This is a genomic window from Streptosporangium amethystogenes subsp. fukuiense, assembly GCF_042665875.1.
In the GTDB taxonomy this organism is placed as follows: domain Bacteria; phylum Actinomycetota; class Actinomycetes; order Streptosporangiales; family Streptosporangiaceae; genus Streptosporangium; species Streptosporangium fukuiense.
The window spans coordinates 7,850,116-7,874,304 of the sequence record NZ_JBHTEE010000001.1 but is presented as its reverse complement, the minus strand read 5'-3'; the positions used below and the strand labels follow the sequence as shown (position 1 = coordinate 7,874,304).

Below are 24,189 nucleotides of genomic sequence, written 5' to 3'. Positions count from 1 at the left end.
GACCGGAGGGACCGAGCCCGGCTCGCGAGCAGCGCGGGCCCCGGCGCGTCGAGGCAGGCCGCGGTGGATCAAGGCCGATCGACCCGGCCGGGCGAGTGATCCGAACGGGGACCGGCGGAAACATAGACTCGGCTGAGTGAGCAGCCAGACGCCGCCGACGGCGAAGAAGGTTCCCAGCGAGCGCGTGCACCACGGGGACACCGTGGTCGATGACTACGCGTGGCTGACGGTAAAGGACGACCCGGAGGTGGTCGCCTACCTGGAGGCGGAGAACGCCTACACGCAGGAGGCGACCGCCCACCTCAAGCCCCTGCAGGAGACGCTCTTCCAGGAGATCAAGGGACGCACCCTGGAGACCGACCTCTCGGTCCCCACCCGCAAGGGTGGTTGGTGGTACTACTCGCGGACCGAGGAGGGCAAGCAGTACGGCATCCAGTGCCGGGTGGCGGCGGACGGCGAGACCCCGCCCGAGTTGAAAGCCGGCGAGTCGCTTCCCGGTGAGGAGATCCTGCTCGACGGCAACGAGCTCGCCGGAGACTCCGACTTCTTCTCGATCGGCACCAGCTCGGTCAGTCCCGACGGCACCCTGCTGGCCTACTCCACCAACTTCACCGGCGACGAGCGCTTCACCCTGAAGGTGAAGAACCTCGCCACCGGCGAGACCCTCCCCGACGAGATCCCCGGCATCTTCTACGGCGGCGCCTGGTCCGCCGACGGCACGACGTTCTTCTACACCACCGTCGACGAGGCCTGGCGGCCCAACCAGGTGCACCGGCACACGATCGGCAGTCCCGCCAAGGAGGACACGCTCGTCCACGAGGAGGCCGACGAGCGGTTCTGGGTCGGCATCGGGCTCAGCCGGAGCGAGCGTTACCTGGTGCTCTCCTCCGGCAGCAAGATCACCAGCGAGGTCCGCGTCCTGGAGGCCGACGACCCCGCCGGCGAGTTCCGCGTCGTCCGGCCCCGGGAGACCGGCGTCGAGTACGGCGTCGACCACGCGGGCGACCACTTCCTGGTCCTGCACAACCGGAACGCGGAGAACTTCGAGCTGGCCACCGCGCCGCTGGACGCCCCCGGCGACTGGACTCCGCTGATCGAGCACCGCGCCGACACCCGGCTGCTCGACGTCGACGCCTTCGAGGGCCACACCGTCGTGCACTTCCGCCGGGACGGGCTCACCGGCATCCGCATCCTGCCCCGTGCCGGAGAGGCGTACGAGATCTCCTTCCCCGAGCCGATCTACGACGTGGCCCCGTCGGGCAACCCGGAGTTCGTCACGGGGCGGCTGCGGCTCGGCTACACCAGCATGGTCACCCCGCCGTCGGTCTACGACTACGACCTGGCGGCGCGCGAGCTGGTCCTGCTGAAACAGAAGGTCGTGCTCGGCGGCTACGATCCCACCGAATACGAGCAGTTCCGCGAGTGGGCGACCGCGTCCGACGGCACCCGCGTCCCGATCTCGATCGTGATGAGAAAGGGCACTCCGCGGCCGGCCCCCACGGTGCTCTACGGCTACGGCAGCTACGAGATCTCGATCGACCCCTCGTTCTCCGTCGCCAGGCTCAGCCTGCTCGACCGGGGCTTCGTCTTCGCCGTGGCGCACGTCAGGGGCGGCGGCGAGATGGGCCGCCACTGGTACGAGAACGGCAAGTTCCAGAAGAAGAAGAACACCTTCACCGACTTCGTGGCCGCCGCCGAGCACCTCTCGGCCACCGGCTGGTCGAGCGCGATCGTCGCCAGGGGCGGATCGGCGGGCGGGCTGCTGATGGGCGCGGTCGCCAACCTCGCGCCCGAGATCTTCGCGGGTGTGGTGGCGGAGGTGCCGTTCGTGGACGCGCTGAACACGATCCTCGACCCCTCACTGCCGCTGACCGTGATCGAGTGGGACGAGTGGGGCGACCCGCTGCACAATCCCGAGGTGTACGCGTACATGAAGTCGTACACGCCGTACGAGAACGTGGACGGCCGGGTCTACCCGCCGATTCTGGCGATCACCAGTCTCAACGACACCCGGGTCTTCTACCACGAGCCCGCCAAGTGGGTCGCGAAGCTCCGCGACGTCGCGGACGGCGGGCCGTTCCTGCTCAAGACGGAGATGGGCGCCGGGCACGGCGGCCGCAGCGGCAGGTACGACTCCTGGCGCGAGGAGGCCTTCACCCTCTCCTGGATTCTCGACACGACCAAGGTGACCCAGTGACATACATCGCGGCAGATGACAGGTACGACGGACGCCAGCCGTACAACAGGGTCGGCAAGAGCGGGCTCAAGCTGCCCGCCGTCTCGCTTGGGCTCTGGCACAACTTCGGTGACGACAAGCCCTTCGAGACCCAGCGGGCCATCCTGCGCAGGGCCTTCGACCTGGGAGTGACCCACTTCGACCTGGCCAACAACTACGGTCCGCCGCCCGGGTCCGCGGAGACCAACTTCGGGCGGCACTTCCGCGAGGACTTCGCACCGTACCGGGACGAGCTGGTCATCTCCACCAAGGCGGGCTACGACATGTGGCCCGGCCCGTACGGCGAGTGGGGGTCGCGCAAGTACCTGCTGTCCAGCCTGGACCGGTCGCTGGAGCGGATGGGGCTCGACTACGTCGACATCTTCTACAGCCACCGGTTCGACCCGGACACCCCGCTGGAGGAGACGATGGGCGCGCTGGACCACGCGGTCCGGTCCGGCAAGGCGCTGTACGCGGGCATCTCGTCCTACTCGCCCGAGCACACCGCGGAGGCCGCGCGGCTGCTGCGGGAGATGGGCACGCCGCTGCTGATCCACCAGCCCTCGTACTCGATGCTGAACCGGTGGATCGAGGGCGGGCTGCTGGACGTCCTGGAGGAGGAGGGCGTGGGCTGCATCGCGTTCTCCCCGCTGGCGCAGGGCATGCTGACCGACCGCTACCTGGACGGGGTCCCCGAGGGGTCGCGGGCCTCGCTGGGGCGCTCCCTCGCTCTGGAGATGCTCGCCGAGGAGACGATGCGGCACATCCGCGCCCTGAACGAGATCGCGGCCGGTCGCGGCCAGTCGCTGGCGCAGATGGCGCTGGCCTGGGCTCTGCGCGACCGGCGCGTCACGTCGGTGCTGATCGGCGCGAGCAGCGTGGCGCAGCTGGAGGACAGCCTCGCGGCCGTGCAGAACACGTCGTTCGACGCCGCGGAGCTCGCGGCGATCGACAAGGACGCGGTCGAGGCGGGCATCAACCTCTGGGCCAGGTCCAGCGAGGCCTGACCGTCCATGAGAAGGACCGCCGGGTACCCGGCGGTCCTTCCGGGACGCGGGACAGGGCTAGAGCGCCTCCTGCCGCTGCAGGTGCGCGAACGAGGCCCAGCCGGGCAGGACCGGCAGCCAGAAGGTCAGCAGCCGGAACAGCAGCACGGCCGAGGTCGCCACCTCACCGGGCAGGCCGGAGAGGGTCAGGCCGACCGACAGGGACAGCTCGACGGCGCCGAGGCCGCCGGGGGTGGGGGCCGCCGAGCCGATGGCGTTGCCCGCGAGGAAGACGATGGCGACGGCGGCGAAGTTGAGGGAGCCGCCGAAGGCGCGGACGCAGGCGTCCAGGCAGAGCACGAAGAACAGGGTGAGCATCAGGGTGCCGCTGAAGCCCTCGATGATCTTCCGGGGCGACTGGAGGACGTCGAGCAGGCGCGGGATGACGCCGGAGAACAGCGAGCGGAGCCGCGCGGTGATCATGCGGCGCAGCCGCGGCACACTCACGATGATCAGCACCACCACGGCCACGGCCAGCAGCGTCAGCACGAGCGTGCGCGACGGGGTGAACGACGAGGCGGTGTTGGAACCGGTGATGTAGGCGAACAGCAGGAGCAGCGCGATGTGGAATGCCAGCCCGATGAGCTGGGAGGCACCCACGCTGGCCACCGCCTGCCCCAGAGGGATGCCGCGTTTCTGCAGGTAGCGGGTGTTGATCGCGACCCCGCTCACCGCGGCGGGCGCGACGAGCTTGACGAACGACCCGGCGAACTGGACGAGCACGGTACGGCCGAGCGGCAGTTTCTCCGGTACGAAGCCCATCAGCATCAAGGCGGCGGCGACGTAGCTCATCATCGCGGCGACCAGTGCCACGCCGGTCCAGCTCCACTTGGCCGACGTGATCATGTTGAGGTTGATCTGCGTCAGGTAGTAGACCAGGAAGTACGCGGCGAACGCGGTGCCGATGATGGTGATCAGGGTCCTGGGGCGGAAGCGCTCCAGGCGCACCTCCTCGGCCTCGGCCCTGGGCGTGAGCTCGACGATCCGCTCGCGGATCTCGGTGAGCAGCCCCTTGTTCTTGCTGAGTGCCGCCCTGGTCTCGCGGGTCAGCGCGATCCGCTGGAGCAGCGGGAGCGCGTCGGCGAGCAGGCCGTGCCCGGCTCCGGCCGCGGCGGCGTTGACCGCCCGCCGGGCTCCGACGCGAAGGCTGAGGTAGGTGAGCAGCTGGGCGATGTCCAGGCGGAGCAGCAGATCACCGGCGGCGATCTCGCCGCTGCGGGCGTCGGTGAGGATGACCCGGCCCTCGCGGTCGACATGGATGCTGTCACCGGTCAGCCGCCGGTGGGCGAGCCGCTGGACCTGCAGCAGCAGGACCTGCTCCCAGATCTGGGCGAGCAGGTTGTCGTCGATCTCCTCGTCGGGGATGTCGTCCAGCGCGCGGGTGGGAATGTGCTCGTAGGCGAGCAGCGCGGCCTCCGTACCGATCTCGCTGGTACCGACGAGCCGGGGGGTGCTCACTCCCGCCGCCTGCGCGGCGTACGCCATCAGGGCCTCGCGCTCCAGCTCGGCGCGGAGCGAGCGGATGGCCTTGCGGCGGGTCTCGGAGTTGAGCCGGATGCGCCGCCAGATGCGGTAGAGCACCCCGGCCACCTGGCGGTCCCGGTCGAGGACCGTGACGTCGAGGCGGTTGCCGTTCCTGAGCTCGACGGCGTAGCGGCGGCTGCCCTGATAGTCGTCGTCGAGCCGATGTGCCTTGACCGGGGCGAAACCCAGCTTGCGAAGCACGCCGACGACCGCACTGCCCGGAGGGCGGGTGTTGGGGCTGCCCACGCCGTACAGGGTGGCGTAGCCGACGGCCAGGCCGACCAGGATGGAGACGACGATGCCGAGGAGGGTGGCGGCGAGCCCGGCGAACAGGGCGACGGCGTTGAGCGCGACCGCGCTCCACAGGGCCGCCCGCCAGGTGGGGCGGCGGGATATGCGCACCGCGGTGACGTAGGCGATGATCGGGGTGAGCAGCGTGTTGACCGGCTCGACTCCGGCTCTGCCTCCGGTCATCAGGAGCCTCAGGTCCTCGGGCCCGGCGTGCACGATCCACTCGCCGAGCACGAAGGAGAGCACCATCCCGGCGATGGCCGCGAAGAGCCCCTCGGCCACCCGGAGGCCGTCGCGGTGCAGCACCCGCTCGATGGCGAAGGCGATGGGCACGCCGAGCATGGCCGAGGCGCTCAGCACCCCGGCCAGGCCGCTGAGCAGGAACGGCGCCCGGCTGGTGCCGTCGGCGACGTCGCCCTCCAGACCGTTCAGGGTCTTCTGCGCGACGAGGGCGAGCAGGATGACGGCCACCAGCCCGAGCAGGGTCGCCAGGAACCGCAGCAGGTCCGAGGGGCGACGGATCCGCTGGGGAAGCAGCGGTTCGATGACGCGCACGGTCAGATCGCCGTCCGTCGCCGGCCGTGTGCCGTCGTCGGACGGCGTCTCGTCCAGCTCCTTGATTTCCGTCACCGCCAGTGATTCTGCATGTTCCGCATTACAGCTGCGTCACCGACCTTCTCCCCCAGTGTCCACAATCGGAGCCGCACGCGTGTCGATGGCTTTCGACAGTCTTGACAGTCCGACTTCCATCTTGGTGGCTGAAATCAGAAAACGAGGCCACACGGTGACACCGTATGGCGCCCCGGCCGGCGAGCGGGCCGGCCGGATGTGGTCTCGAAGAGATCGTGGACGTCCGCCTCGCGCGAAATCCCCTCCGCGGCGAGGACGGCGGAGCGAGCACAGCGTACCTGCCCGAGATCGAGAATTGACCCTTCTAGCTGCGGGAATACTGGATTTAGCGGGTGCGGGACTGGAAGGCTGACCGTCATGTCCCGATCCTCGCCCGCAGCCCGCAGGGCCGCGTCCGGGGAGCGGGAACGCCTCGTCGCGGTCGCCTCTCAACGCCTTCCCGGGAGCGCGGGCGCTCCATGCACGTTGAGGGGTTCCGCATGAGCACTCGCGCCTCCAGGGGAATGGTGGTCGCGATCACCACGGCCTCCGCCATGGCCCTGCCCACCGTCTCCGCCGTGACGGCCGGCGCGGCACCGGCTTCGGGAACATCCTTTCCCGCGACATCCGCACCGGCACCCGGCGGGCCGGTGGGAGGCCTTCCCGGATCATCGGCCCCACCCCCCGCGGACTCCCCGATAACCCCGGAGGCCAGGGCGTTCGGGCAGTCGATCAAGGTCGTACGCGCCAAGCGGCATCTGGAAAGGCTCCAGGAGATCGCCGACGACAACGGCGACACCCGGGCCTCGGGAACCCCCGGCCACAACGCCTCGGTCACCTACGTCGCCGACTGGCTCCGCGCCGCCGGCTACCGGGTCACCCTGCAGGAGTTCACCTTCCCCTTCTTCCGCAACGTCACGTTTCCGCTGTTCCGGCGGATCATTTCGAATGTCGCCAAGCCGTACATCAACAACACCGATTTCAGGACCGTGACGTACTCCGGCTCGGGGAACGTCAGAGCACGGGTTCAGGGGGTGGACCTCACCCTGCCGCCGACTCCGAAGCCGAGCTCGACCTCCGGCTGCCAGGCGCGGGACTTCGCGAGGTTCGTCCGGGGCGGCATCGCGTTGATCCAGCGTGGTGGCTGCAGCTTTCAGACCAAGGCGGAGCGGGCCAGGGCGGCCGGCGCGTCCGGAGTGATCATCTTCAACGAGGGCCAGGCCGGCGAGGGAGCCGACGACCGCAGGGGCCTGCTGCACGGTTCCCTCGACGCCCCCACCGTGAAGCTTCCGGTCGTCTCCACCACCTACGCGGTCGGCAGGGAGCTGTCGGCGCGGGGAACGATCGTGACCCTCGTCACCGACACCGAGAGCGACCCCCGTCGCGCGACGCGCAACATCATCGCCGAGAGCGACTGGGGCGACCCGAACAGGGTCGTCATGCTCGGCGCCCACCTGGACAGCGTCCCGGACGGCCCCGGCATCGACGACAACGGCTCCGGGGTCGCGAGCATCCTGGAGACGGCGCTGGCGGCGAAGGACCTGCGGGCACGGAACAAGCTGCGCTTCGCCTTCTGGAGCTGCCACGAGTTCGGTCTGCGCGGTTCCGAGCACTACCTGGCCGGGCTCTCTCCCACGGAGAAGGCGAACATCAGGCTCTATCTGAACTTCGACGTGATCGCCTCACCGAACTACGTCCTGGGGATCTACGACGGAGACGACTCCGACGGGGCAGGCGCCCCCGCGGGGCCTCCCGGCTCGGACCGGATCGAGAAGCTCTTCGAGTCGTACTTCGCGGAGACAGGCCGGCCGTACAGAAGCGTCGACACCGCCATCCGCTCCGAGTACGGCCCCTTCGCCGCGTCGGGCATCCCCTCGGGCGGGCTGTTCACCGGCACCGTCGACATCAAGACCGCCAAGGAGGCCGTGCTCTTCGGGGGCCGGGCGGGAGTCGCCTACGACCCCTGCTACCACCTCAGGTGCGACACGATCGTCAACATCAGCGACACCGCCCTGGGGCTGAACAGCGGCGCGATCGCGACAGCGGCGTTCGTCTACGCCCGAGCCGACGACCTGCCCGGTGGCTCCGCCCCGGGATCCGGCGGTCCCCCCGTCGCCACCGATGTTCCCAACTAACGCCGTCCCCGATGTCAGAGGAGCCTGACGTGAGTCCACGTGCCTTCGGGAGAGTGCTGGCCGCCGTCACCATCGCCTCGGTCACGATCCCGCCCGTCGTCAACACGGCCTGGGCCGCGCCCCCGCCCGGGCTCGTCGCCTCCGCGCCGGTGGACACAGGTGCCCACGGCCCGTCGGAACCGCCTCCGGAGAGCCTCCTGTCGCCGGCCGCGAAGGCGTTCGGGCGGTCGATCAAGCTCGCGTCCGTCAGGCGGCACCTGGAAAGGCTCCAGGAGATCGCCAATGCCAACGGCGGTACCCGGGCCGCGGCCACCCCCGGCCACGAGGCCTCGGTCGCCTACGTCGCGGACAGACTTCGCTCCGCCGGATACCAGGTCACCCTGCAGGAGTTCGAAATCCCCTTCTTCCATGAGCTGAAGGCTCCGGTGCTGGCGCGATCGTCCCCCGTGGCCGGCGGGTACCTGCCCGGCGTCGACTTCCACACGATGACGTACTCCGGCTCGGGGAGGGTCACGGCTCCGGTGCAGGGCGTGGACCTGGTGCTGCCACCGGCCCCGAACCCGAACTCCACCTCCGGATGCGAGGTGAGTGACTTCAAGGGGTTCGTCCGGGGGAACATCGCCCTGATCCAGCGTGGCTCCTGCAGCTTCCAGGTCAAGGCGGAGCGGGCCCAGGCGGCCGGTGCGTCCGGGGTGGTCATCTTCAACGAGGGGCAGCCGGGCGAGGCCCTCGCCGACCGCAGGATTCTGCTGCGAGGCTCGGTCAACACCTCCGGCATCAAGATCCCGATCGTCGGGGCCACCTTCGCGGCCGGCAGGGAGCTGTCGGCGCCGGGAACGATCGCGACGCTCGCGGTGGACGCCGAGAGCGACCCCGACCGCAGGACACGCAACGTCATCGCCGAAAGCCGCCAGGGCGACCCGGACCGGGTGGTCATGCTCGGCGCCCACCTGGACAGTGTCATGGCCGGACCCGGCATCAACGACAACGGCTCCGGGACCGCGGGCGTCCTGGAGACGGCGCTGGCGGCGAAGGACCTGCGGACGAGGAACAGGCTGCGCTTCGCCTTCTGGGGCGCGGAGGAGCTGGGCCTGCTCGGTTCCACCCACTACGTGGCCCATCTCTCGGCGGCGGAGCGGGCGAAGATCAAGTTGTACCTGAACTTCGACATGATCGCCTCGCCGAACCACGTCCTGGGGATCTACGACGGCGACAACTCCGACACGGGCCTGGACACGCGTCCACCTGCCGGTTCCGACCGGATCGAGAAGCTCTTCCAGTCGTACTTCGACGCCGTGGGCAAGCCGCACCAGGACGCCGACTTCACCGGCCGCTCCGACTACGGCCCGTTCATCAAGGCGGGCATCGCCGCGGGCGGGCTGTTCACCGGCGCCGAGGGCATCAAGTCCGCCGAGGAGGCCGAGAAGTTCGGCGGCACAGCCTGGGCACCCTACGACAGGTGCTACCACCAGGCCTGCGACACCCTCGCCAACGTCGACGACGGGGCGCTGGAGGTGAACGCCTCCGCGATCGCCGCGGCGGCGCACGCCTACGCGTACGCTCGCGATCTCCCCGGCGATCCCGTCGCTCCCGGCCCCGCCGGAGGACCGGGAATCAAAGGACCGAGAATCGGAGCGCCGAGAGCCGGAGGAGGGCTGGGACACGACCACCGGCACGAGCCTCCGGGGCTACTCCGGTGACACCCGCGCTCCCTGGGCGCGGCTACAGTCGGGGGCATGTCGTCAGACGAACTTCGAGTGCTGGGGGCGTGCCCGCTCGACTGCCCCGACACGTGCTCCTGGGTGGTGACCGTCCAGGACGGCGAGGCCGTCAAGATGCGCGGCAACCCTGACCATCCCTACACCCGCGGCGCGCTCTGCGTGAAGGTCAACCGCTACCTGGAGCACACCCGGGCGTCCGACCGCATCCTGTACCCGATGCGCCGGACCGGCCCCAAGGGGTCCGGCAGGTTCGAGCGGATCAGCTGGGACGAGGCCCTGGAGGAGATCTCCGTACGGCTGCGCGGCATCGTCGACGAGCACGGCGGCGAGGCGATCTGGCCCTACCTGGGCACCGGCACGCTGGGGTACCTCCAGGGGGCCGAGGGGGTGGCCGGGCGGCGGTTCTGGAACGCGCTCGGCGCGTCGAGGCACTTTCTGAACATCTGCTCGGCGGCCGGCAACTCCGGGCTGCGACAGATCTACGGCACGCCGGGCGGGATGGATCCGGAGACGTTCGCCCTGTCCCGGCTCATCCTGCTGTGGGGCACGAACACGCTGACCAGCGGGCACCACCTGTGGAAGTTCATCCAGGACGCCCGCGCGGCGGGGGCGCACGTGGTGGCGATCGACCCGATCCGGACCCGCACCGCCGAGCAGGCCGACGAGCACCTGCCGATCAGGCCCGGCACCGACGCGGCCCTCGCCCTGGGGCTGATGAACGTCGTGCTCGCCGAGGGGGCCGAGGACCGCGACTACCTGGAGAACCACACGACCGGCTGGGAGAACCTCCGCGAGGAGATCCTGCGCCACCCTCCGGCACGTGTGGCGGAGATCACCGGGCTGGCCGAGTCCGACATCCGGGCCCTGGGGGTACGGCTGGCGCGTACCCGGCCCACCGGCATCCGGGCCACCATGGGCGTGCAGCGGCACGCCGGTGGCGGCACCGCGATGCGCACGATCGCCGCCATCCCCGGCGTGACCGGCGACTGGCACCACCCCGGCGGCGGGATCGCGTACTCCACCAGCGGGCACATCCACCTGAACATCGACACCCGCGAGGACCTGCTCGCCCGGCCGGTCCGCACCCTCACCATGACCCGGCTGGCCGATCAGCTGGACGATTCGGTGAAGTGCCTGTGGGTGTACGGGGCCAACCCGATGAGTTCCACCTCCGACCAGAACCGGATCCGCGAGAGGCTGACGCGCGAGGACCTGTTCACCGTCGTGATGGAGCAGTTCCCGACCGACACCGTCGACCACGCCGACATCGTGCTCCCCGCCACCATGCAGATCGAGCACGCCGACCTGCACGCGGGCTACGGGCACATGTACCTGATGTGGAACTCACCCGCGGTCGAGCCGCCGGGCGAGTGCCTGTCCACCACCGAGACCTTCCGCCGCCTGGCGCGGCACATGGGCCTCACCGAGCCGTCCCTGTACGACTCCGACCTGGAACTGGCCGAGCAGCTGCTCTCCTCGGGCCATCCGTCGCTCGACGGCGTCACGCTCGACCGGCTGCGCAAGGAGGGCTGGGTCCGCCTCAACGTGCCGCGGCCGTTCGTGCCGTTCACCGAGGGTTTCCCGACGCCCTCGGGCCGGATGGAGTTCGGCGCGGGACCCGCCTACGTCCCGCCGCGCACGGCCTCGGCCGCGCCGGGACCGTACCCGCTGACGCTCATCACCCCCGCCTCCCACACCTTCCTCAACACCATCTTCGGCAACAACCCCGAGTTGCTGCGGCGTTCGAAGGGCCCGCGGGTCCTGGTGAACCCCGGCGATGCCGCACCGAGGGGGCTGAGCGACGGGCAGCGGGCCCGGGTGTTCAACGACGGAGGCGAGTTCGAGGCCGTGGTCGAGATCAGCGAGCGGGTCCGGCCGGGCGTGATCGCGTCCACCAAGGGACACTGGCGCAAGCTGAGCTCGGGAGGCGCGACCGTGAACGCCGTGGTGGAGGCCCGCGACGCCGACATGGGCCGTGGCGCCGTCTACCACGACAACCTGGTCGAGATCGGCCCGCGCGCCGCCGAGTGACCGGACAGATCACCTCGACGCCGGACCCTGGCGATCAGGTCAGCGCGAGTTTGTAACCCTCGTGGGACGCGACGAAGCCGAGGGAGTCGTAGAAGCGGTGGGCGTCCACGCGGGTCCTGTCCGTGGTGAGCTGGACCAGGGCGCAGCCCCGGGCACGTCCGCGCTCGACGGCCCATTCCATCATCGTGCGGCCCAGACCCCGCCCGCGCAGCTCCGAGGCGATCCTGACCGCCTCGATCTGCATCCGGAGGGCACCCCGGCGGGAGATGCCGGGAATATAGGTGAGCTGCATGGTGCCCACGACCTCACCGTCCAGCTCCGCGACGATCAGCTCGTTGGCGGGGTCGGCGTCGATGACCTCGAAGGCGGCACGATGCTCCTCGCCGTAGGCTCCCTGGCGGGCGGCCGCGACGGTGTCGTCGGCGAGCATGGCCACGATGAGCGGAACATCCTCGGCACGGGCGATACGGAAGTTCACCGGCATGGCGGCCAACCTATCCCGGAACACCGCCGTACTCCTCCATGACGGCCTGGACGCCCCTCGCGGAGACCTCCGGAGGGAGATCTCGCCTATCACCGGGGGGAGACGACGGGTAGGGGAACAATCAGGGTCGCTCCGCCGGCTGCTGTATCCACTGCTTTCCGAATCCCGTTCGAGCTGCTGGTGGTGGCCTGACGCACTGACTACCGAGGAGTTCTACTCGGTTGGTCACAGGGGAGCCCTACCGTTCGTTCTGGCCGCCTGAGCGGCGCAACGAGTGTGCCTGAAGGCGTTTGTCGCAGAGCCCCCGCCGACGCGCCCTTCCCGTACGACAGTTTGTTTGTGTTACTCGTCTCCAAGCTGGGCTCATTGCAGGTAGTTGCAGGTAAAGCCGAACGTAGCTCACTGTGATTGGACGGTAGCGGCGGATGTCGATATAAGTGAGGACGCGAACGCCCCTCTAAAGGATTAAAGATCCTTTGGAGAGAGGTGTATCCGTGGGCAGGCCAAGACAGCCGGAACTCGTCCGGAAGCTGGACAAGCTTTCCAAGATCGTTAAGGCTGCCACTGGTCTGACCGATCAGATGGTGAAACTGGTTCGTCAGCTTGTCCACCTTGCAGGGTGGATCGTGCTCTTGATCAGCACTGCCAGGTTGGCGATCGATCCACCCATGACGCTCTCGCCCACGAACTTCTTGGCGCATGGAGCCGGAGCGGCAGCAGTCCTCCAAGGGGTCGTCAAGGTGCCCGCCCGCTGGCGAAGGCCGGAACCGCCTAGCCTCCAGCAGGCCGCAGAGCTGCCCAAGACGTCCACCCCTCCCTGAGAGTATTCCAAGCCCGCTCAAGTGGCCCAGCCCCGCGCGCCGAGGGACAAGTCGGTCTGAATCCCGGACACCTGAAGCTCTCGACCAGTAGCCTCGCGTTAACGGTCGGCGCATGTTGGCCGACTGCTATGCGACTCGGCGCACCTGATGCCGATAGCCAACCCGTTCCAAGCCATACCGACCCAAGCCAATGCGTGACCCGTCGCCACACCCGTGGAGGCGGCGAACGACTTGAGCGCCTCGGCCCCTCGCTCCGTGGCCCTCTCGATCGGCAAGGATGGGTATGTCCAAATTTCCTCTGTGGTTGCGAGTCCTGCTCGCCGCCATGCTGGCGCTGCCACTGCTGGTGGTAGTCGTCGCGTTCGTCCCGGCTCTCGTGGTCGCCATCCTCTTCGGCAAGGAGAGGCGCGACTGGGTGTTGGAGGTCCTGGATCGGCTCGGTAACTGGTACGGGGCGATCTTCTCTGGCAAGGACGAGGGCGACGACACCAAGGACGGCGACGCCTGAACGCGACGGGGCCACCGGGAGGTCACTCGACCAGTGGCCCTTTCGAAGTTCAAGGTTCTGGCAGGGGTTCAGGGCACGATGCCGGACAGGTCCGGGGGCACGAACCCCGGCCCCTTCATGGCCTTGCCACCCTTGGTGCCGGACTTGGTCATGTTTGCCCGGTGGACCTCGGCGATGACGGCGTCCAGGTCGATCCCGTAGGTCAGGGCGGTGCCGTACGCGACGTAGACCACGTCGGCCAGCTCGTGCGCGACACCGGCCAGATCGCCCGCCTCGGCGGCCTGCGTCACCTCGGCAACCTCCTCGTCGAGAAACTTCTGCCGCAGGCGGGCCAGTTCCACGGGAGGCAGGCCGGGGGCGTCGGAAAGGGGAAGCCCGATCTTCTCGTGGAACTCTCGAACCAGGCGCGCCGGTGATCCATCCATGGACGCCAGCGTAGGCCTTGCCTTCACCCCCGTGGGGCGACGCAGGCAACCGCGAGCAGCGAGGCACCAGAGCGCCGAAGACCTTCCGGACCACGTCGCGCCGATATCCGCCCCTACTCTGCGAGCTGCCCAAGAATCGTCCGGGCGTCGTCGTCGAACAGGGCGACCGTGGACAGATCCTCGAACAGCCGGACGTACGTCTCCACGTCGCGCGAGTCCGTCAGGGTCAGCTCGGACGTGTAGGTCTCCACCGCCACCCGCTGCTCGTCGAAGATCGCGAAGCCGTGCAGGGCGACGCGAGGCAGCTCCGCCGCCCAGGGCACGATGCCGAGCCGGACGTTGGTCAGCGTGGAAAGGTTCGCCAGCCGATCGAGCTGTGCGCGCATCACCGCCGCAGGACCGAGTCGCACCCTCAGGGCGGCCTCGGTGATGAGGAACTCGAACCGGTGATCGGAGGAATAGAGCAGGGTCTGGCGTTCCATCCGAGCCGCCACCGCCCGCGACATCTCCTCCTCGCTGAGGAACATGCTCCTGACGAAGATCTGCCGTGCGTACTCGGCGGTCTGGAGCAGGCCGGGAACCACCGCCGGATGAAACGACCGGCGTAACGCCGTGGCCCGCTCCCGCTCAGCCAACATCGTCTGCTTGGCCTCTCCCCGACCTCCGGACCTTCGCCATGTCGCGATGTCGGTGCTGATCCGCGTCAGCTCTTCGAGCAGATCCTCCCGCGTCTCGGAGTCCAGCCCGATGGCCTCGGCCAACCGGGTGACCATCTCGACCGAGGGCAGCATCTTCCCAGTCTCGATCTTGGAGATGGTCGGCTGTGTGACTCCGGCCGTCGCCGCGAGACGCTTGCCGCTTATGCCTGCGGCCTCGCGAAGCTCGCGCATACGCCCACCGAACTGGCGGAGCTGGCGTGACCGGTAATCATCCATCCCGCCATGATGCCAGCGGTCGAGCCGCCTGCCAGACAAGATCACGAGCGAGGACATATGCCCGCGCATCGCCCTGGTGCAGCTCCCGTCCGGTCAACTCGCCCTCATCGTTGTAGTGCATGAGCACGACCGTGCTCTCGTCGAACAGCCAGAAATCCGTGGCCGGAACGCCTTCGGGCGCCCGCTCGTGCTCGACGAGCCGAATCTCCTCGCCGAACGTCGAGTTCCTGGCATAGCTTTCCATCTCCCACCGGACGTACTCGCTCAATGGCAGCTCCACCACATGGACGCGCCGCATCCGGACGCCTCTGGGGATCAGCAGCTTAAGCCGCTCCTGCCAGGGCGTGACCGCGTCGGGCCAGAGGGCTCCGGACCTCCACGCGGCGAGCCGCGCCTCCTCACCGACGACCTTGTACGCCTGCCGGACTTCCAACCGGAACACATCGCGGGTCGAGGAGGCGAACAGCTCGCCCAGGTTGGCAGTGATCACAGGCCGCGCAGTATCTCGGCAGGGACCTCGACCGCCATCTCACCGTCCGGCGTGGTGATCGCGTTGAACACCTCGCCCTGCACGACGTAGGTTCCCCGATCGGTCTTGAACACCTTGGGGCAGTCGTCGCCCTCACATCCGCGCAGCTGGACCAGTTGCATGCCTGTCCTCCAGTGGTGTTGCCGATGTATGCCTCTTCAAGCTAGCCAGGCGGGCATAAGCATGCAAGTGATGACTCCAACTTTCCTGCCACCTCGGCGTTCTCTCACGGAAGACGCCTCACGAGAGAGGCATACTTAAGCATAGGCTAGGCATACCAACACCCCGTCCCACGGGAGAGGCTCCATGAAAACGCCCGACTACAAGCGCGAAGAGATCGAGTGGACCCAGGCCACCGCCAGACAGCTCGGCGACGTCTGGCAGGGAATCGTCTCCAGGAAGCGTCCGAGCTGGGTTTCCGGACTTATCCCTCCGAGGCTCCACCCCAAGGCCGACGACCACATCGTCTGGATGCTCACCAGTGACCAGGCGACCCTCCTCCTCCAGGTCCTCCGCACGCCCTCCTCCGAATAGGCCATGACGGGGCCCGCATGCACCGGACACCACCTCGGCCGCCCATTCGCCGGATACAAGCAGATTGACCGGTGGCCTTCAACGCACTGGGCAACAGTCGACCTCCGTATCCGGTCCTTCACATGCTCGTGCCGGAACGTCTACTACGAGTTCGGCCAGGCCGGTGGCAGCTTCGCCATCCAGCGCACAATCAAGGCGGCCGACGGGTTGATCATCGAACGAACGACACCGATGCGTTTCCGACAGGCGGAGGACCTGTGGCTTTCCATCTTTCAAGGACTCGCTCGTTAACCCGGGGCCCTGGGGGTGCGACAACCCCGGGGACAATCAGGGTTGCTCCCCGATGTGAGCAAGGGGGTTCGGGAGGCAGTCTGATGGCGTCAACGACCCCCTCCTGAGGGAGGGGGCTTGAGGCGCGGCGATGCGCTTCGAAGCCCCGCGTTGACCAGCCCTAGCCGTCACGAACTGGAGGTGTGATCCAGATGGCTACGTTGAACACAAGATCGCAGACCGACCTTGGGGTGCTTCCTCAGCTCCAAGCTCTCGAATCCGTGGGAGCAGACACGCCCGAGGGTGGGCACGAAACGGCTCACGGACACCGCCTCGCGGCGGTATCTGGTGTTCACCATGGGCGAGGGGAGACCGGTCCGGCCGCACCGCCGCACCGGCGTCACCCCGAGGACGCCTCGGCGTCCGAGGGAGCGAACCGTGAGGTTCACCCCGTCGTGTTCGTCCTCGACAGGCACGGCCACCCGCTCGACCCCTGTCACCCCGCCCGTGCCCGCCGCCTGCTGGCGGCAGGGCGGGCGGTGGTGGCGCGTCACACACCGTTCGTCATCCGCCTCAAAGACCGCGATACGGCGACCTCGGCCATCGAAGGCGTGCAGGTCGGCATCGACCCCGGCTCCAAGCACACCGGCCTGGCGGTATTCACCGACCACGGCGGAAGCCGGACAGGGAGGTATGCGATCCGGCTCGACCACCGAGGAGCAGCGATCCGCGACAGGCTCAGCGCGCGGGCCGCGCTACGCCGGGGCCGCAGGTCACGCAACCTGCGTCACCGCGCCCCCCGGTTCCTCAACCGCACCAGACCCCAGGGGTGGCTCGCGCCGTCCCTGCAACACCGCGTCGACACCACCTTGTCGTGGGTGGCGCGGCTGACCCGGTGGGCGCCCGTCACCGCCGTGCACGTGGAGAAGGTCTCCTTCGACACCCACGCCCTGTCGGCCGGACGGCCGCTCGAAGGAACGGATTACCAGCAGGGCACCCTCGCCGGGTACGAGGTCCGCGAATACCTACTGACCAAATGGGGGCGGGCGTGCGCGTACTGCGGCGCCAGTGGCGTACCGCTCAACCTCGACCACATCCACCCGCGCAGCCGGGGCGGCTCCGACCGCGTCAGCAACCTCACCCTGGCCTGCATCCGCTGTAACCAGGCCAAGAACGCCACCCCGGTAGAGGTGTTCTGCAAGGGCAAGCCCGCCCTGCTGGCGAGGATCCTCAAGCAGGCGAAGGCTCCGCTGCGCGACGCGGCGGCGGTCAACGCCACCCGGTGGGCGCTGTGGCGGGCCCTGGAAACAGCCGGCCCGTCCGTTCACACCGCCTCCGGTGGCCGCACGAAGTGGAACCGGTCACGCACCAGTGCCGCCAAATCGCACACGCTGGACGCGCTGCACGTCGGCCACCTGGAGACCGTCACCACCTGGCCGTCCACGGTCCTGGTGGTCAAGGCGACCGGGCGCGGCACCTACGCCCGCACCCGCACCGACCGCTACGGCTTTCCCCGGCTACGGCTACCCCGGACCAAGCGGGTCAAGGGGTTCGCCACCGGCGACCTGGTCCGCGCCGTCGTACCGAGCGGCAAGAAGGCCGGGGTCCACCTCGGCCGCGTCGCGGTCCGCAGCACCGGCAGTTTCAACATCACCACCCGGCACGGCACCGTGCAGGGCATCGGCCACCGCCACGTCCACCTGCTCCAACGAGCAGACGGCTACGGCTACACCACCCACCCGGAAACACGGCACCGTGCCGCGCTTCCTCCCCCGCCCGAAGGCGGGGGTCTCCACACTGGAGGTATCTGATGAACGACGAACTGACTCGACGTGACGAGATGTCCCTCGCCGGAGCGGCGCTGCACGGTGCTCCCTGGAAGACCGCCGCGGTGACCGGCGGCGCGGTGACCGCCGCCAGCTTCGGGATGGGGGTGCTCACCGGTGGCGGGGACCTGACCTGGGCGATGGTGGTCGGTATCGGGCTGTTCTCGCTCATCGCGGCCATCGGCTCGATCGGCAAGCCCAACAGCGGGGACCGGGTGACCCGGCAGGCCCGGCTCTGGGCACTGCGCCATCCCTGGAGGTTCGCCCTCTATCCCTCGCTCGGTGCCGCGATGCTCATGTATCCGGTGCAGCTCATCGTCGACGGCGAGGGCGTGTTCAGCGCGGCGCTGGACGCCTTGCAGGGCGGGGTCGTGGTCTACCTGATCACGGCTGTCCTGGCACTGACCCTCAAGGGCCGCGGCCAGACCTCGCTTCCCGGCGGCCGCTGAACCCTCGGGTGATCGCCGGGTCCCATGGGCGGCCGGTTCTCGTGTCGGCCACCGCCGGCCACCGCCGGCCACCGCCGGTCGCCGAGGCTCGCGGCCCGGCCGAGCCTCTCCGGAGTGACCGGGCCCAGAGCCGCTCCGCTAGGCGTACTCGTGTGCGGCGCGGCAGACGCAGAACTCGTTGCCCTCGGGGTCGAGCATCGTCACCCAGCCGGTGCCGTCGGGGTTGCGCCTGTCCGCGAAGACCTTGGCGCCGATCCCGAGCAGGCGCTCGACCTCCTCGTCGCGGGTGGTGCCCGCCGAGCCGGCGAGATCCAGGTGCAGGCGGTTCTTGACGGTCTTGCCCTCGGGAACCTTGATGAACAGCAGATCCACCCCGCCACCCTGCAGGAGGATCTCGTCGTCCTCCTTCTTCGTCTCCGGATGGAACTCCCCGCCGGTGGCGTCACGCCAGAAGGCCGCCAGTTCGTACGGCTGGGCACAGTCGAAGGTCACGTATTGAACAACAATCATGCGCCCACCCAACCCGACACCATCAAAACCGTCAAGCCGGTTTCGGGCGACCCTGCTCGAAGCGGGGTCGCCCGCGCCCGCCCCTCCCGATCACGTCGTACGGCGTGCTCGGGCAGGCGTACGGTCAGTGGCCGCCGGCGGCGAGGTTGAGTCCGACGACGCCCGCGATGATGAGCAGGATCGAGGCGATCTTGAGGACCGACGCGTTCTCGCCGAGGGCGACGATGCCCAGCACGGCGGTGCCGACGGCTCCGACGCCCGTCCAGACGGCATAGGCCGTACCGACCTCCAGGCTCTTCAGGCCCATCGCGAGCAGGCCGAAGCTGAGCAGGCCGAAGACGGCGAAGCCGACGCTCGGCAGCAGCACCGAGAATCCATTGCTCAGCTTGAGCGAGTACGCCATCGCGACCTCGAACAGACCGGCGACGAGGATGACGACCCAGGCCATGACAGCTCCTCCTTTGATCAGGAGCGTCGTCTTTGCCTACCGGGTACGGCGCGTCTCGTCCGGGAACACCCCTTCTGAGGGTTCGATCGGTGGAACGCGGCGGGGTCTCACTTTGATTCCCACCAGAGCGTGAACCACCGGTCCCGGGGGACCGGCCACATGTCCAGCTCGATCACGGCCGCGATGACCTCGTCGGCCCGCTCCCGGCCGAGACAGAGCCTCCGGCAGGCGCTTTCGGCGAGGTCTTCGAGCCGGGTGAAGCGGGGCAGCGGGGCCAGGCGCCACTCGTGGTGGACCTCGTACCCGAGCCCCTCGGCGACGGCGATCACGTCGTGGGCCGTGGGGCGGCCGGGGCGGGTGATGCCGTGGAAGTGCTGCCAGAGGGGATTGAGCCAGCTCATCGGGTGTTGTCCGGTGAGCTCCAGGACGACCCGGTTCCGGGCGTGACCGGTGAGCTCGGCGAGGAACCCGGCCAACCCCGGCACGTTGTAGACGACGTGGGCGGCGACCGCGACGTCCGCGACCGGCGTCTCGGCCGCCACGTCGGGCCAGCGGCCCCGGAAGAACCGGGTGGGGACGCCCAGCGCGTGAGCCCGGGAGGCCAGCTCGGCGAGCATGGCGTCGGAGACGTCGACCGCGATCAGCTCTCCCAGGTCGGGAGCGAGCGGCAGGGAGGCCGCCCCGGTTCCGGCGCCGACGTCCAGCACGCTCCCGCCGGGCGGGAGCGCCTCGGCCATCCGCGCCAGCGTCGGCCCCTCGGGGGCCGCGAGCGCGCGGTCGGTGCGCTCGGCGAACCGCGCCGACGAGTGACCCCAGGGGTCGGCCGGTGCCCTGGCCGCGATCTCCTCGGGAATGCTCCACCGTTCGAGGTCGGCCCGCCACTGTTCGTCCATGTGGCGAGCCTAGAAGAGCTTCGGGGGCCGGTCGATCGGCGCCGGGGCGGGTGTCTTCGCATGTCGTGACGAACGTCCCAGTCGGTACGGTTTTCTAGGGGTTACTCGCGGGTAGCATTACCGGTAACGTTACTGGCGAGTATGGAAAGTTCCGGTTCCCCCGGTTTCAAGGAGCAGACCCCATGGGCCACTACAAGAGCAACGTCCGTGACCTGGAGTTCAACCTCTTCGAGGTATTCGGGCGCCGGGACATTCTGGGCACCGGCCTCTACGCCGAACTGGACGAGGACGTGGTGCGGAGCCTCCTCGACGAGGTCAACCGCCTGGCCACCGGCGTGCTCGCCGACTCCTTCGAGGAGGGTGACCGCAAGCCGCCGGTGTTCGATCCCGCCGCCAACTCGGTGACGATGCCGGAGGGCTTCAAGAAGTCCTTCGCCGCCTACCGCGACGCCGGCTGGACCAACCTCAGCCTCCCCGCCGAGCTCGGCGGCCCCGGCCTGCCCAGCAGCGTGAGCTGGGCGCTGGCCGAGATGGTCCTCGGCTCGAACCCGGCCATCTGGATGTACTCCAGCGGCCCGGCCTTCGCCCACGTGCTCCACACGATCGGCACCGAGGAGCAGAAGCGCTACGCCGAGCTGGCCATCGAGAACCAGTGGGGCGCCACCATGGTGCTCACCGAGCCGGACGCCGGCTCCGACGTGGGCGCGGGCCGCGCGAAGGCGGTACGGCAGGACGACGGCACCTGGCACATCGAGGGCGTCAAGCGCTTCATCACCAGCGCCGAGCACGACCTGAGCGACAACATCTTCCACCTGGTGCTGGCCCGCCCCGAGGGGCACGGCCCCGGCACCAAGGGCCTGTCGATGTTCCTGGTCTCGAAGTACCACGTGGACCTGGAGACCGGCGAGCTCGGCGAGCGCAACGGCGTCTACGTCACCAACGTCGAGAAGAAGATGGGCCTGAAGGTCTCCACGACCTGCGAGCTCACCTTCGGCGACAAGCACCCGGCCGTGGGCACGCTGATCGGCGAGGTCCACGAGGGCATCAAGCAGATGTTCATGATCATCGAGCACGCCCGGATGATGGTCGGCACCAAGGCGATCGCCACGCTCTCCACCGGCTACCTGAACGCCCTGGAGTACGCCAAGGCCCGGGTGCAGGGCGCCGACCTGACCCAGCTGGCCGACAAGTCGGCCCCGCGGGTGACCATCACCCACCACCCGGACGTACGCCGGGAGCTGATGCTGCAGAAGTCGTACGCCGAGGGCATGCGGGCGCTGGTCCTGCTCACCGCCACCTACCAGGACGACGTGCTGATCGCCGAGCACGAGGGCCGCAGGGACAGCCGCGCCGAGGCGATGAACGACCTGCTGCTCCCGCTGGTCAAGGGCGTCGGTTCCGAGCGCTCCTACGAGCTGCTCGCCCGCTCCCTGCAGACCCTGGGCGGCTCGGGCTACCTGCAGGACTACCCGATCGAGCAGTACATCAGGGACGCCAAGATCGACTCCCTGTACGAGGGCACCACCGCGATCCAGGGGCAGGATCTGTTCTTCCGCAAGATCCTGCGCAACCAGGGCGTGACCCTCGGCTCGCTGTACGACGACGTGAGGGCCTTCGCCGCCTCCGAGGCCGGCAACGGGCGGCTGAAGGAGGAGCGCAGGCTTCTCGCCGAGGCCGCCGACGAGGTCAAGAGCATGGCCGACACCATGGCGGGCTGGGCCATCGGCTCACTGGAGGCGCCGAAGGAGGTCTACAAGGTCGGTCTCAACACCACCCGGTTCCTGCTCGCGCTGGGCGACGTGGTGATCGGCTGGCTGCTGCTGCGTCAGGCCGAGGTGGCCCTGGCCGCGCTGGGCTCCACCGAGACCGCGCGGGACGACCAGGCCTTCTACACCGGCAAGGTCGCCGCGGCCTCGTTCTTCGCCCAGACCGTCCTGCCCCGCATCGCCGCCGAGCGCCGCACGCTGGAGGCCACCGGCCAGGACCTGATGGAGCTGCCGGAAGAGGCCTTCTGAGCAGACCACCCGCTCCCGGGTCAGGCGGGCGAGGGGCGATCCTGTCTCAGGGTCGCCCCTCGTGGCTTGTCACCCGGTCTTCCGGTGCGGTTACCGTGCCGTCCGCCGCCCCGGAGCGCGCGCCGGCGGCCACCTGACCACCGTGATACTCGACGACCGGGAAGCACGGCCCCCTCGCGGGGACGAAGTGGTTGACATCTGACCAACGTTATTCTCATACTGAGATTGTCTCAGCTTGAGAAGGACATGTATGAATGAGTCTGAGTTTCTGGCGGGTTACGACCCGCGGGTGTACCCGGCGGTCGCGGTGACCGTCGACGTGGTGGCGCTCACCATTCGCGGGGGCGGGTTGCGCGTTCTGCTCATCAGGCGGGGCGAGCAACCCCATGCGGGGCTGTGGGCGCTGCCCGGAGGGTTCATCCGGCCGGGAGAGGACCTGCCCCAGGCCGCGGCGCGGGAGCTGGCCGAGGAGACGGGGCTCTCGAACCTCGGGGACCGCGTCCACATCGAACAGCTCGCCAGCTACGGGACGCCCGACCGTGATCCACGGATGAGGGTCGTGTCGATCTCCTACCTGGCGTTCGCCCCCGACCTGCCCGACCCTCTGGCGGGCACGGACGCGGCGGACGCCGCCTGGCAACCGGTCGACAAACTGCCGGAGCTCGCCTTCGACCACGATCGCATCCTGGCGCACGGGCTGGAGCGGGCACGCGGCAAGCTGGAGTACACCCCGCTGGCCACCGCGTTCGCCGGTGAGACGTTCACGATCTCCGAGCTGCGCGGTGTCTACGAGACGGTCTGGGGCGTGCCGCTGCACGCGGGCAACTTCCACCGCAAGATCCTGTCGGTGCCCGGTTTCGTGGAGAGCACCGGCGAGACCACCGAGAGCGGCGGGGTCAGGGGCGGTCCCCGGGCCAAGCTCTACCGGGCCGGCGACGCACGGCTCCTGCACCCCGCCCTGCTACGGCCCGCCAGGGAGGAGCAGATCAGATGACCACGGCCGAGGCGATCGCGCTGGTGACCGCCGCCCGCACCCCCGACGACCTGTTCGGCGGGGACGCTTCGCACCGGGCGTACCGGAGGCTGGCGAGGCTGCTCCATCCCGACCTCGCGCCGGGAGCCGAGGCCGCCGAGGCGTTCGCCAGGCTGGCGGAGCTGTGGGCGGCCCGTGGCGGGACCCCGGGACCGGCCGCGGAGACGGTGATCACCACCGGGCGGGGGACCTACCGGATCGGGGGCGTCTTCCGGCGGGGCGCCTCGGCCGTGCTCTACGAGAGTGGCCCGGACACGCTGCTCAAGCTCCCGCGCAGCCACGCGGACAACGACCTCATGCGCCGCGAGGCGGACGCCCTGGCGACGATCGAGCGAGACGGCGACCCGCTGCTCCTGCCGTACGTGCCGCGCCTGGTGGATTCGTTCCGGCACCGCCGTGACGGTGTCGAGCGGCTGGCCAACGTGATCAGCCGGGCGCCCGACGGGTTCGTGAGCCTGGACGAGGTCAGGCGGCGGCGGCCGGTGCTCGACGCGAGGGACGCGGCGTGGATCTGGCGGCGGCTGCTGGTCGCCGTCGGCGCGGCCCACCGGGCGGGGGTCGTGCACGGCGCGGTGTTCGGGCACCACGTCCTCGTCCACCCGATCGACCACGGCCTGGTGCTCGTCGACTGGAGCCAGTCGGTGCCGCTCGGCACCCCGATCACCGCCCTGGTGACCAGGCACCGCGACGACTACCCGCCGGAGGTCCTGGCCAGGAAACCCGCCACCCCCGCCACCGACATCCACCTCGCCACCCGCTCCGTGGCCGCCCTCATGGGCGACCGGGCCCCCACTCCGATCAAACGCTTCGTCCGGGGCAGCCTGCTGAGCCCGCCCGGCGACGCGTGGCGGCTCCTGGGGGAACTCGACGACCTGCTCGACGACCTGTACGGGCCGAGGAAGTACCGGCCACTGCACCTTTGAGAACGTGCCATCCC

Annotated in this window: 21 protein-coding genes and 1 riboswitch; of the genes, 12 read left to right on the top strand and 9 right to left on the bottom strand. The window is 69.2% G+C overall.

What is annotated here, in order from left to right:
* Window positions 1–136: 136 nt before the first annotated feature.
* Together ACFQVD_RS35035 and mgrA are read left to right on the top strand one after the other, a co-directional pair.
* Window positions 137–2,197 (top strand): S9 family peptidase, encoded by a 2,061-nt coding sequence (locus ACFQVD_RS35035; protein WP_343972844.1) that lies wholly within the window; start codon window positions 137–139, stop codon window positions 2,195–2,197.
* Window positions 2,194–3,222, top strand: a complete 1,029-nt coding sequence (gene mgrA / locus ACFQVD_RS35030; protein WP_343972840.1) for an L-glyceraldehyde 3-phosphate reductase — start codon at window positions 2,194–2,196, stop codon at window positions 3,220–3,222. Before ACFQVD_RS35035 ends, mgrA begins: the two co-directional genes overlap by 4 nt.
* Window positions 3,223–3,279: 57 nt before the next feature.
* Here mgrA and ACFQVD_RS35025 read toward each other — a convergent pair whose 3' ends face one another.
* Window positions 3,280–5,706, bottom strand: a complete 2,427-nt coding sequence (locus ACFQVD_RS35025; protein ID WP_343972837.1) for a lysylphosphatidylglycerol synthase transmembrane domain-containing protein — start codon at window positions 5,704–5,706, stop codon at window positions 3,280–3,282.
* Between the two features lie 479 nt (window positions 5,707–6,185).
* Here ACFQVD_RS35025 and ACFQVD_RS35020 point away from each other — a divergent pair, with 479 nt between their 5' ends.
* The 3 genes from ACFQVD_RS35020 to ACFQVD_RS35010 are packed head-to-tail and all read left to right on the top strand — an operon-like array spanning window position 6,186 to window position 11,572.
* Complete coding sequence (locus ACFQVD_RS35020) at window positions 6,186–7,820, top strand: M28 family peptidase (protein ID WP_343972834.1); 1,635 nt, start codon at window positions 6,186–6,188, stop codon at window positions 7,818–7,820.
* Between the two features lie 29 nt (window positions 7,821–7,849).
* Window positions 7,850–9,520, top strand: a complete 1,671-nt coding sequence (locus tag ACFQVD_RS35015; RefSeq protein ID WP_343972831.1) for a M28 family metallopeptidase — start codon at window positions 7,850–7,852, stop codon at window positions 9,518–9,520.
* Between the two features lie 36 nt (window positions 9,521–9,556).
* Window positions 9,557–11,572: a molybdopterin-containing oxidoreductase family protein gene (locus ACFQVD_RS35010; protein ID WP_343972828.1), complete on the top strand. Its 2,016-nt coding sequence runs from the start codon at window positions 9,557–9,559 to the stop codon at window positions 11,570–11,572.
* A gap of 34 nt (window positions 11,573–11,606) precedes the next feature.
* Here ACFQVD_RS35010 and ACFQVD_RS35005 read toward each other — a convergent pair whose 3' ends face one another.
* A complete protein-coding gene (locus tag ACFQVD_RS35005; protein WP_343972863.1) occupies window positions 11,607–12,056 on the bottom strand; it encodes a GNAT family N-acetyltransferase in 450 nt (149 codons plus the stop codon).
* Between the two features lie 1,104 nt (window positions 12,057–13,160).
* Here ACFQVD_RS35005 and ACFQVD_RS35000 point away from each other — a divergent pair.
* A complete protein-coding gene (locus ACFQVD_RS35000) occupies window positions 13,161–13,385 on the top strand; it encodes a hypothetical protein (protein WP_343972825.1) in 225 nt (74 codons plus the stop codon).
* A 68-nt stretch (window positions 13,386–13,453) separates the two neighbouring features.
* Here the strand turns inward: ACFQVD_RS35000 and ACFQVD_RS34995 are convergent, their stop codons facing one another.
* From ACFQVD_RS34995 to ACFQVD_RS34980, 4 genes are all read right to left on the bottom strand, one after another.
* A complete protein-coding gene (locus ACFQVD_RS34995; protein ID WP_343972822.1) occupies window positions 13,454–13,810 on the bottom strand; it encodes a pyrophosphohydrolase domain-containing protein in 357 nt (118 codons plus the stop codon).
* 113 nt (window positions 13,811–13,923) lie between these two features.
* The gene (locus tag ACFQVD_RS34990) at window positions 13,924–14,745 is read right to left on the bottom strand and encodes a helix-turn-helix domain-containing protein (RefSeq protein ID WP_343972819.1); all 822 of its coding nucleotides are present in this window, start codon (window positions 14,743–14,745) and stop codon (window positions 13,924–13,926) included.
* Window positions 14,738–15,235 (bottom strand): DUF6879 family protein, encoded by a 498-nt coding sequence (locus ACFQVD_RS34985; protein ID WP_343972816.1) that lies wholly within the window; start codon window positions 15,233–15,235, stop codon window positions 14,738–14,740. The genes ACFQVD_RS34990 and ACFQVD_RS34985 overlap by 8 nt, the downstream gene beginning before the upstream one ends.
* On the bottom strand, window positions 15,232–15,396 hold the full coding sequence (locus ACFQVD_RS34980) for a hypothetical protein (protein ID WP_343972813.1): 165 nt from the start codon (window positions 15,394–15,396) through the stop codon (window positions 15,232–15,234). Before ACFQVD_RS34980 ends, ACFQVD_RS34985 begins: the two co-directional genes overlap by 4 nt.
* Before the next feature lie 184 nt (window positions 15,397–15,580).
* Here ACFQVD_RS34980 and ACFQVD_RS34975 point away from each other — a divergent pair, with 184 nt between their 5' ends.
* The 3 genes from ACFQVD_RS34975 (at window position 15,581) to ACFQVD_RS34965 (ending at window position 18,353) form a co-directional block, all read left to right on the top strand.
* Window positions 15,581–15,808 carry a hypothetical protein gene (locus tag ACFQVD_RS34975; protein ID WP_343972810.1) on the top strand — a complete coding sequence of 76 codons (228 nt, stop codon included), beginning with the start codon at window positions 15,581–15,583 and terminating at the stop codon, window positions 15,806–15,808.
* A gap of 725 nt (window positions 15,809–16,533) precedes the next feature.
* Window positions 16,534–17,889, top strand: coding sequence for an RNA-guided endonuclease IscB (iscB, locus tag ACFQVD_RS34970; RefSeq protein WP_343972807.1), 1,356 nt, complete (start codon window positions 16,534–16,536; stop codon window positions 17,887–17,889).
* On the top strand, window positions 17,889–18,353 hold the full coding sequence (locus ACFQVD_RS34965) for a hypothetical protein (RefSeq protein WP_343972804.1): 465 nt from the start codon (window positions 17,889–17,891) through the stop codon (window positions 18,351–18,353). Before iscB ends, ACFQVD_RS34965 begins: the two co-directional genes overlap by 1 nt.
* Window positions 18,354–18,491: 138 nt before the next feature.
* Here ACFQVD_RS34965 and ACFQVD_RS34960 read toward each other — a convergent pair whose 3' ends face one another.
* The 3 genes from ACFQVD_RS34960 to ACFQVD_RS34950 form a co-directional block, all read right to left on the bottom strand.
* Window positions 18,492–18,863, bottom strand: a complete 372-nt coding sequence (locus tag ACFQVD_RS34960; protein ID WP_343972801.1) for a VOC family protein — start codon at window positions 18,861–18,863, stop codon at window positions 18,492–18,494.
* Window positions 18,864–18,987: 124 nt separating this feature from the next.
* Window positions 18,988–19,311, bottom strand: a complete 324-nt coding sequence (locus ACFQVD_RS34955) for a DMT family transporter (protein WP_343972798.1) — start codon at window positions 19,309–19,311, stop codon at window positions 18,988–18,990.
* 20 nt (window positions 19,312–19,331) lie between these two features.
* Window positions 19,332–19,398, bottom strand: a riboswitch (guanidine-III (ykkC-III) riboswitch).
* A 20-nt stretch (window positions 19,399–19,418) separates the two neighbouring features.
* Window positions 19,419–20,204, bottom strand: coding sequence for a class I SAM-dependent methyltransferase (locus ACFQVD_RS34950; RefSeq protein WP_343972796.1), 786 nt, complete (start codon window positions 20,202–20,204; stop codon window positions 19,419–19,421).
* A gap of 182 nt (window positions 20,205–20,386) precedes the next feature.
* Between ACFQVD_RS34950 and ACFQVD_RS34945 the strand changes: the two genes are divergently transcribed.
* The 3 genes from ACFQVD_RS34945 (at window position 20,387) to ACFQVD_RS34935 (ending at window position 24,175) form a co-directional block, all read left to right on the top strand.
* Window positions 20,387–22,219, top strand: a complete 1,833-nt coding sequence (locus ACFQVD_RS34945; RefSeq protein WP_343972793.1) for an acyl-CoA dehydrogenase — start codon at window positions 20,387–20,389, stop codon at window positions 22,217–22,219.
* Between the two features lie 250 nt (window positions 22,220–22,469).
* Window positions 22,470–23,213, top strand: a complete 744-nt coding sequence (locus tag ACFQVD_RS34940; RefSeq protein ID WP_343972790.1) for an NUDIX hydrolase — start codon at window positions 22,470–22,472, stop codon at window positions 23,211–23,213.
* Window positions 23,210–24,175: a lipopolysaccharide kinase InaA family protein gene (locus ACFQVD_RS34935; protein WP_343972787.1), complete on the top strand. Its 966-nt coding sequence runs from the start codon at window positions 23,210–23,212 to the stop codon at window positions 24,173–24,175. Before ACFQVD_RS34940 ends, ACFQVD_RS34935 begins: the two co-directional genes overlap by 4 nt.
* The last annotated feature ends 14 nt before the right edge of the window (window positions 24,176–24,189 follow it).

Bases quoted from the DNA above. Each gene is read 5' to 3' on its own strand.
- ACFQVD_RS34980 (WP_343972813.1), bottom strand. From the start codon at position 15,396: ATGCAACTGGTCCAGCTGCGCGGATGTGAGGGCGACGACTGCCCCAAG.
- ACFQVD_RS35020 (WP_343972834.1), top strand. From the start codon at position 6,186: ATGAGCACTCGCGCCTCCAGGGGAATGGTGGTCGCGATCACCACGGCC.
- ACFQVD_RS34950 (WP_343972796.1), bottom strand. From the start codon at position 20,204: ATGGACGAACAGTGGCGGGCCGACCTCGAACGGTGGAGCATTCCCGAG.
- ACFQVD_RS34955 (WP_343972798.1), bottom strand. From the start codon at position 19,311: ATGGCCTGGGTCGTCATCCTCGTCGCCGGTCTGTTCGAGGTCGCGATG.
- ACFQVD_RS35010 (WP_343972828.1), top strand. From the start codon at position 9,557: ATGTCGTCAGACGAACTTCGAGTGCTGGGGGCGTGCCCGCTCGACTGC.
- ACFQVD_RS34990 (WP_343972819.1), bottom strand. From the start codon at position 14,745: ATGGATGATTACCGGTCACGCCAGCTCCGCCAGTTCGGTGGGCGTATG.
- ACFQVD_RS34995 (WP_343972822.1), bottom strand. From the start codon at position 13,810: ATGGATGGATCACCGGCGCGCCTGGTTCGAGAGTTCCACGAGAAGATC.
- ACFQVD_RS34965 (WP_343972804.1), top strand. From the start codon at position 17,889: ATGAACGACGAACTGACTCGACGTGACGAGATGTCCCTCGCCGGAGCG.
- ACFQVD_RS34935 (WP_343972787.1), top strand. From the start codon at position 23,210: ATGACCACGGCCGAGGCGATCGCGCTGGTGACCGCCGCCCGCACCCCC.
- ACFQVD_RS35000 (WP_343972825.1), top strand. From the start codon at position 13,161: ATGTCCAAATTTCCTCTGTGGTTGCGAGTCCTGCTCGCCGCCATGCTG.
- ACFQVD_RS35005 (WP_343972863.1), bottom strand. From the start codon at position 12,056: ATGCCGGTGAACTTCCGTATCGCCCGTGCCGAGGATGTTCCGCTCATC.
- ACFQVD_RS34960 (WP_343972801.1), bottom strand. From the start codon at position 18,863: ATGATTGTTGTTCAATACGTGACCTTCGACTGTGCCCAGCCGTACGAA.
- ACFQVD_RS34975 (WP_343972810.1), top strand. From the start codon at position 15,581: ATGAAAACGCCCGACTACAAGCGCGAAGAGATCGAGTGGACCCAGGCC.
- ACFQVD_RS34940 (WP_343972790.1), top strand. From the start codon at position 22,470: ATGAATGAGTCTGAGTTTCTGGCGGGTTACGACCCGCGGGTGTACCCG.
- ACFQVD_RS34945 (WP_343972793.1), top strand. From the start codon at position 20,387: ATGGGCCACTACAAGAGCAACGTCCGTGACCTGGAGTTCAACCTCTTC.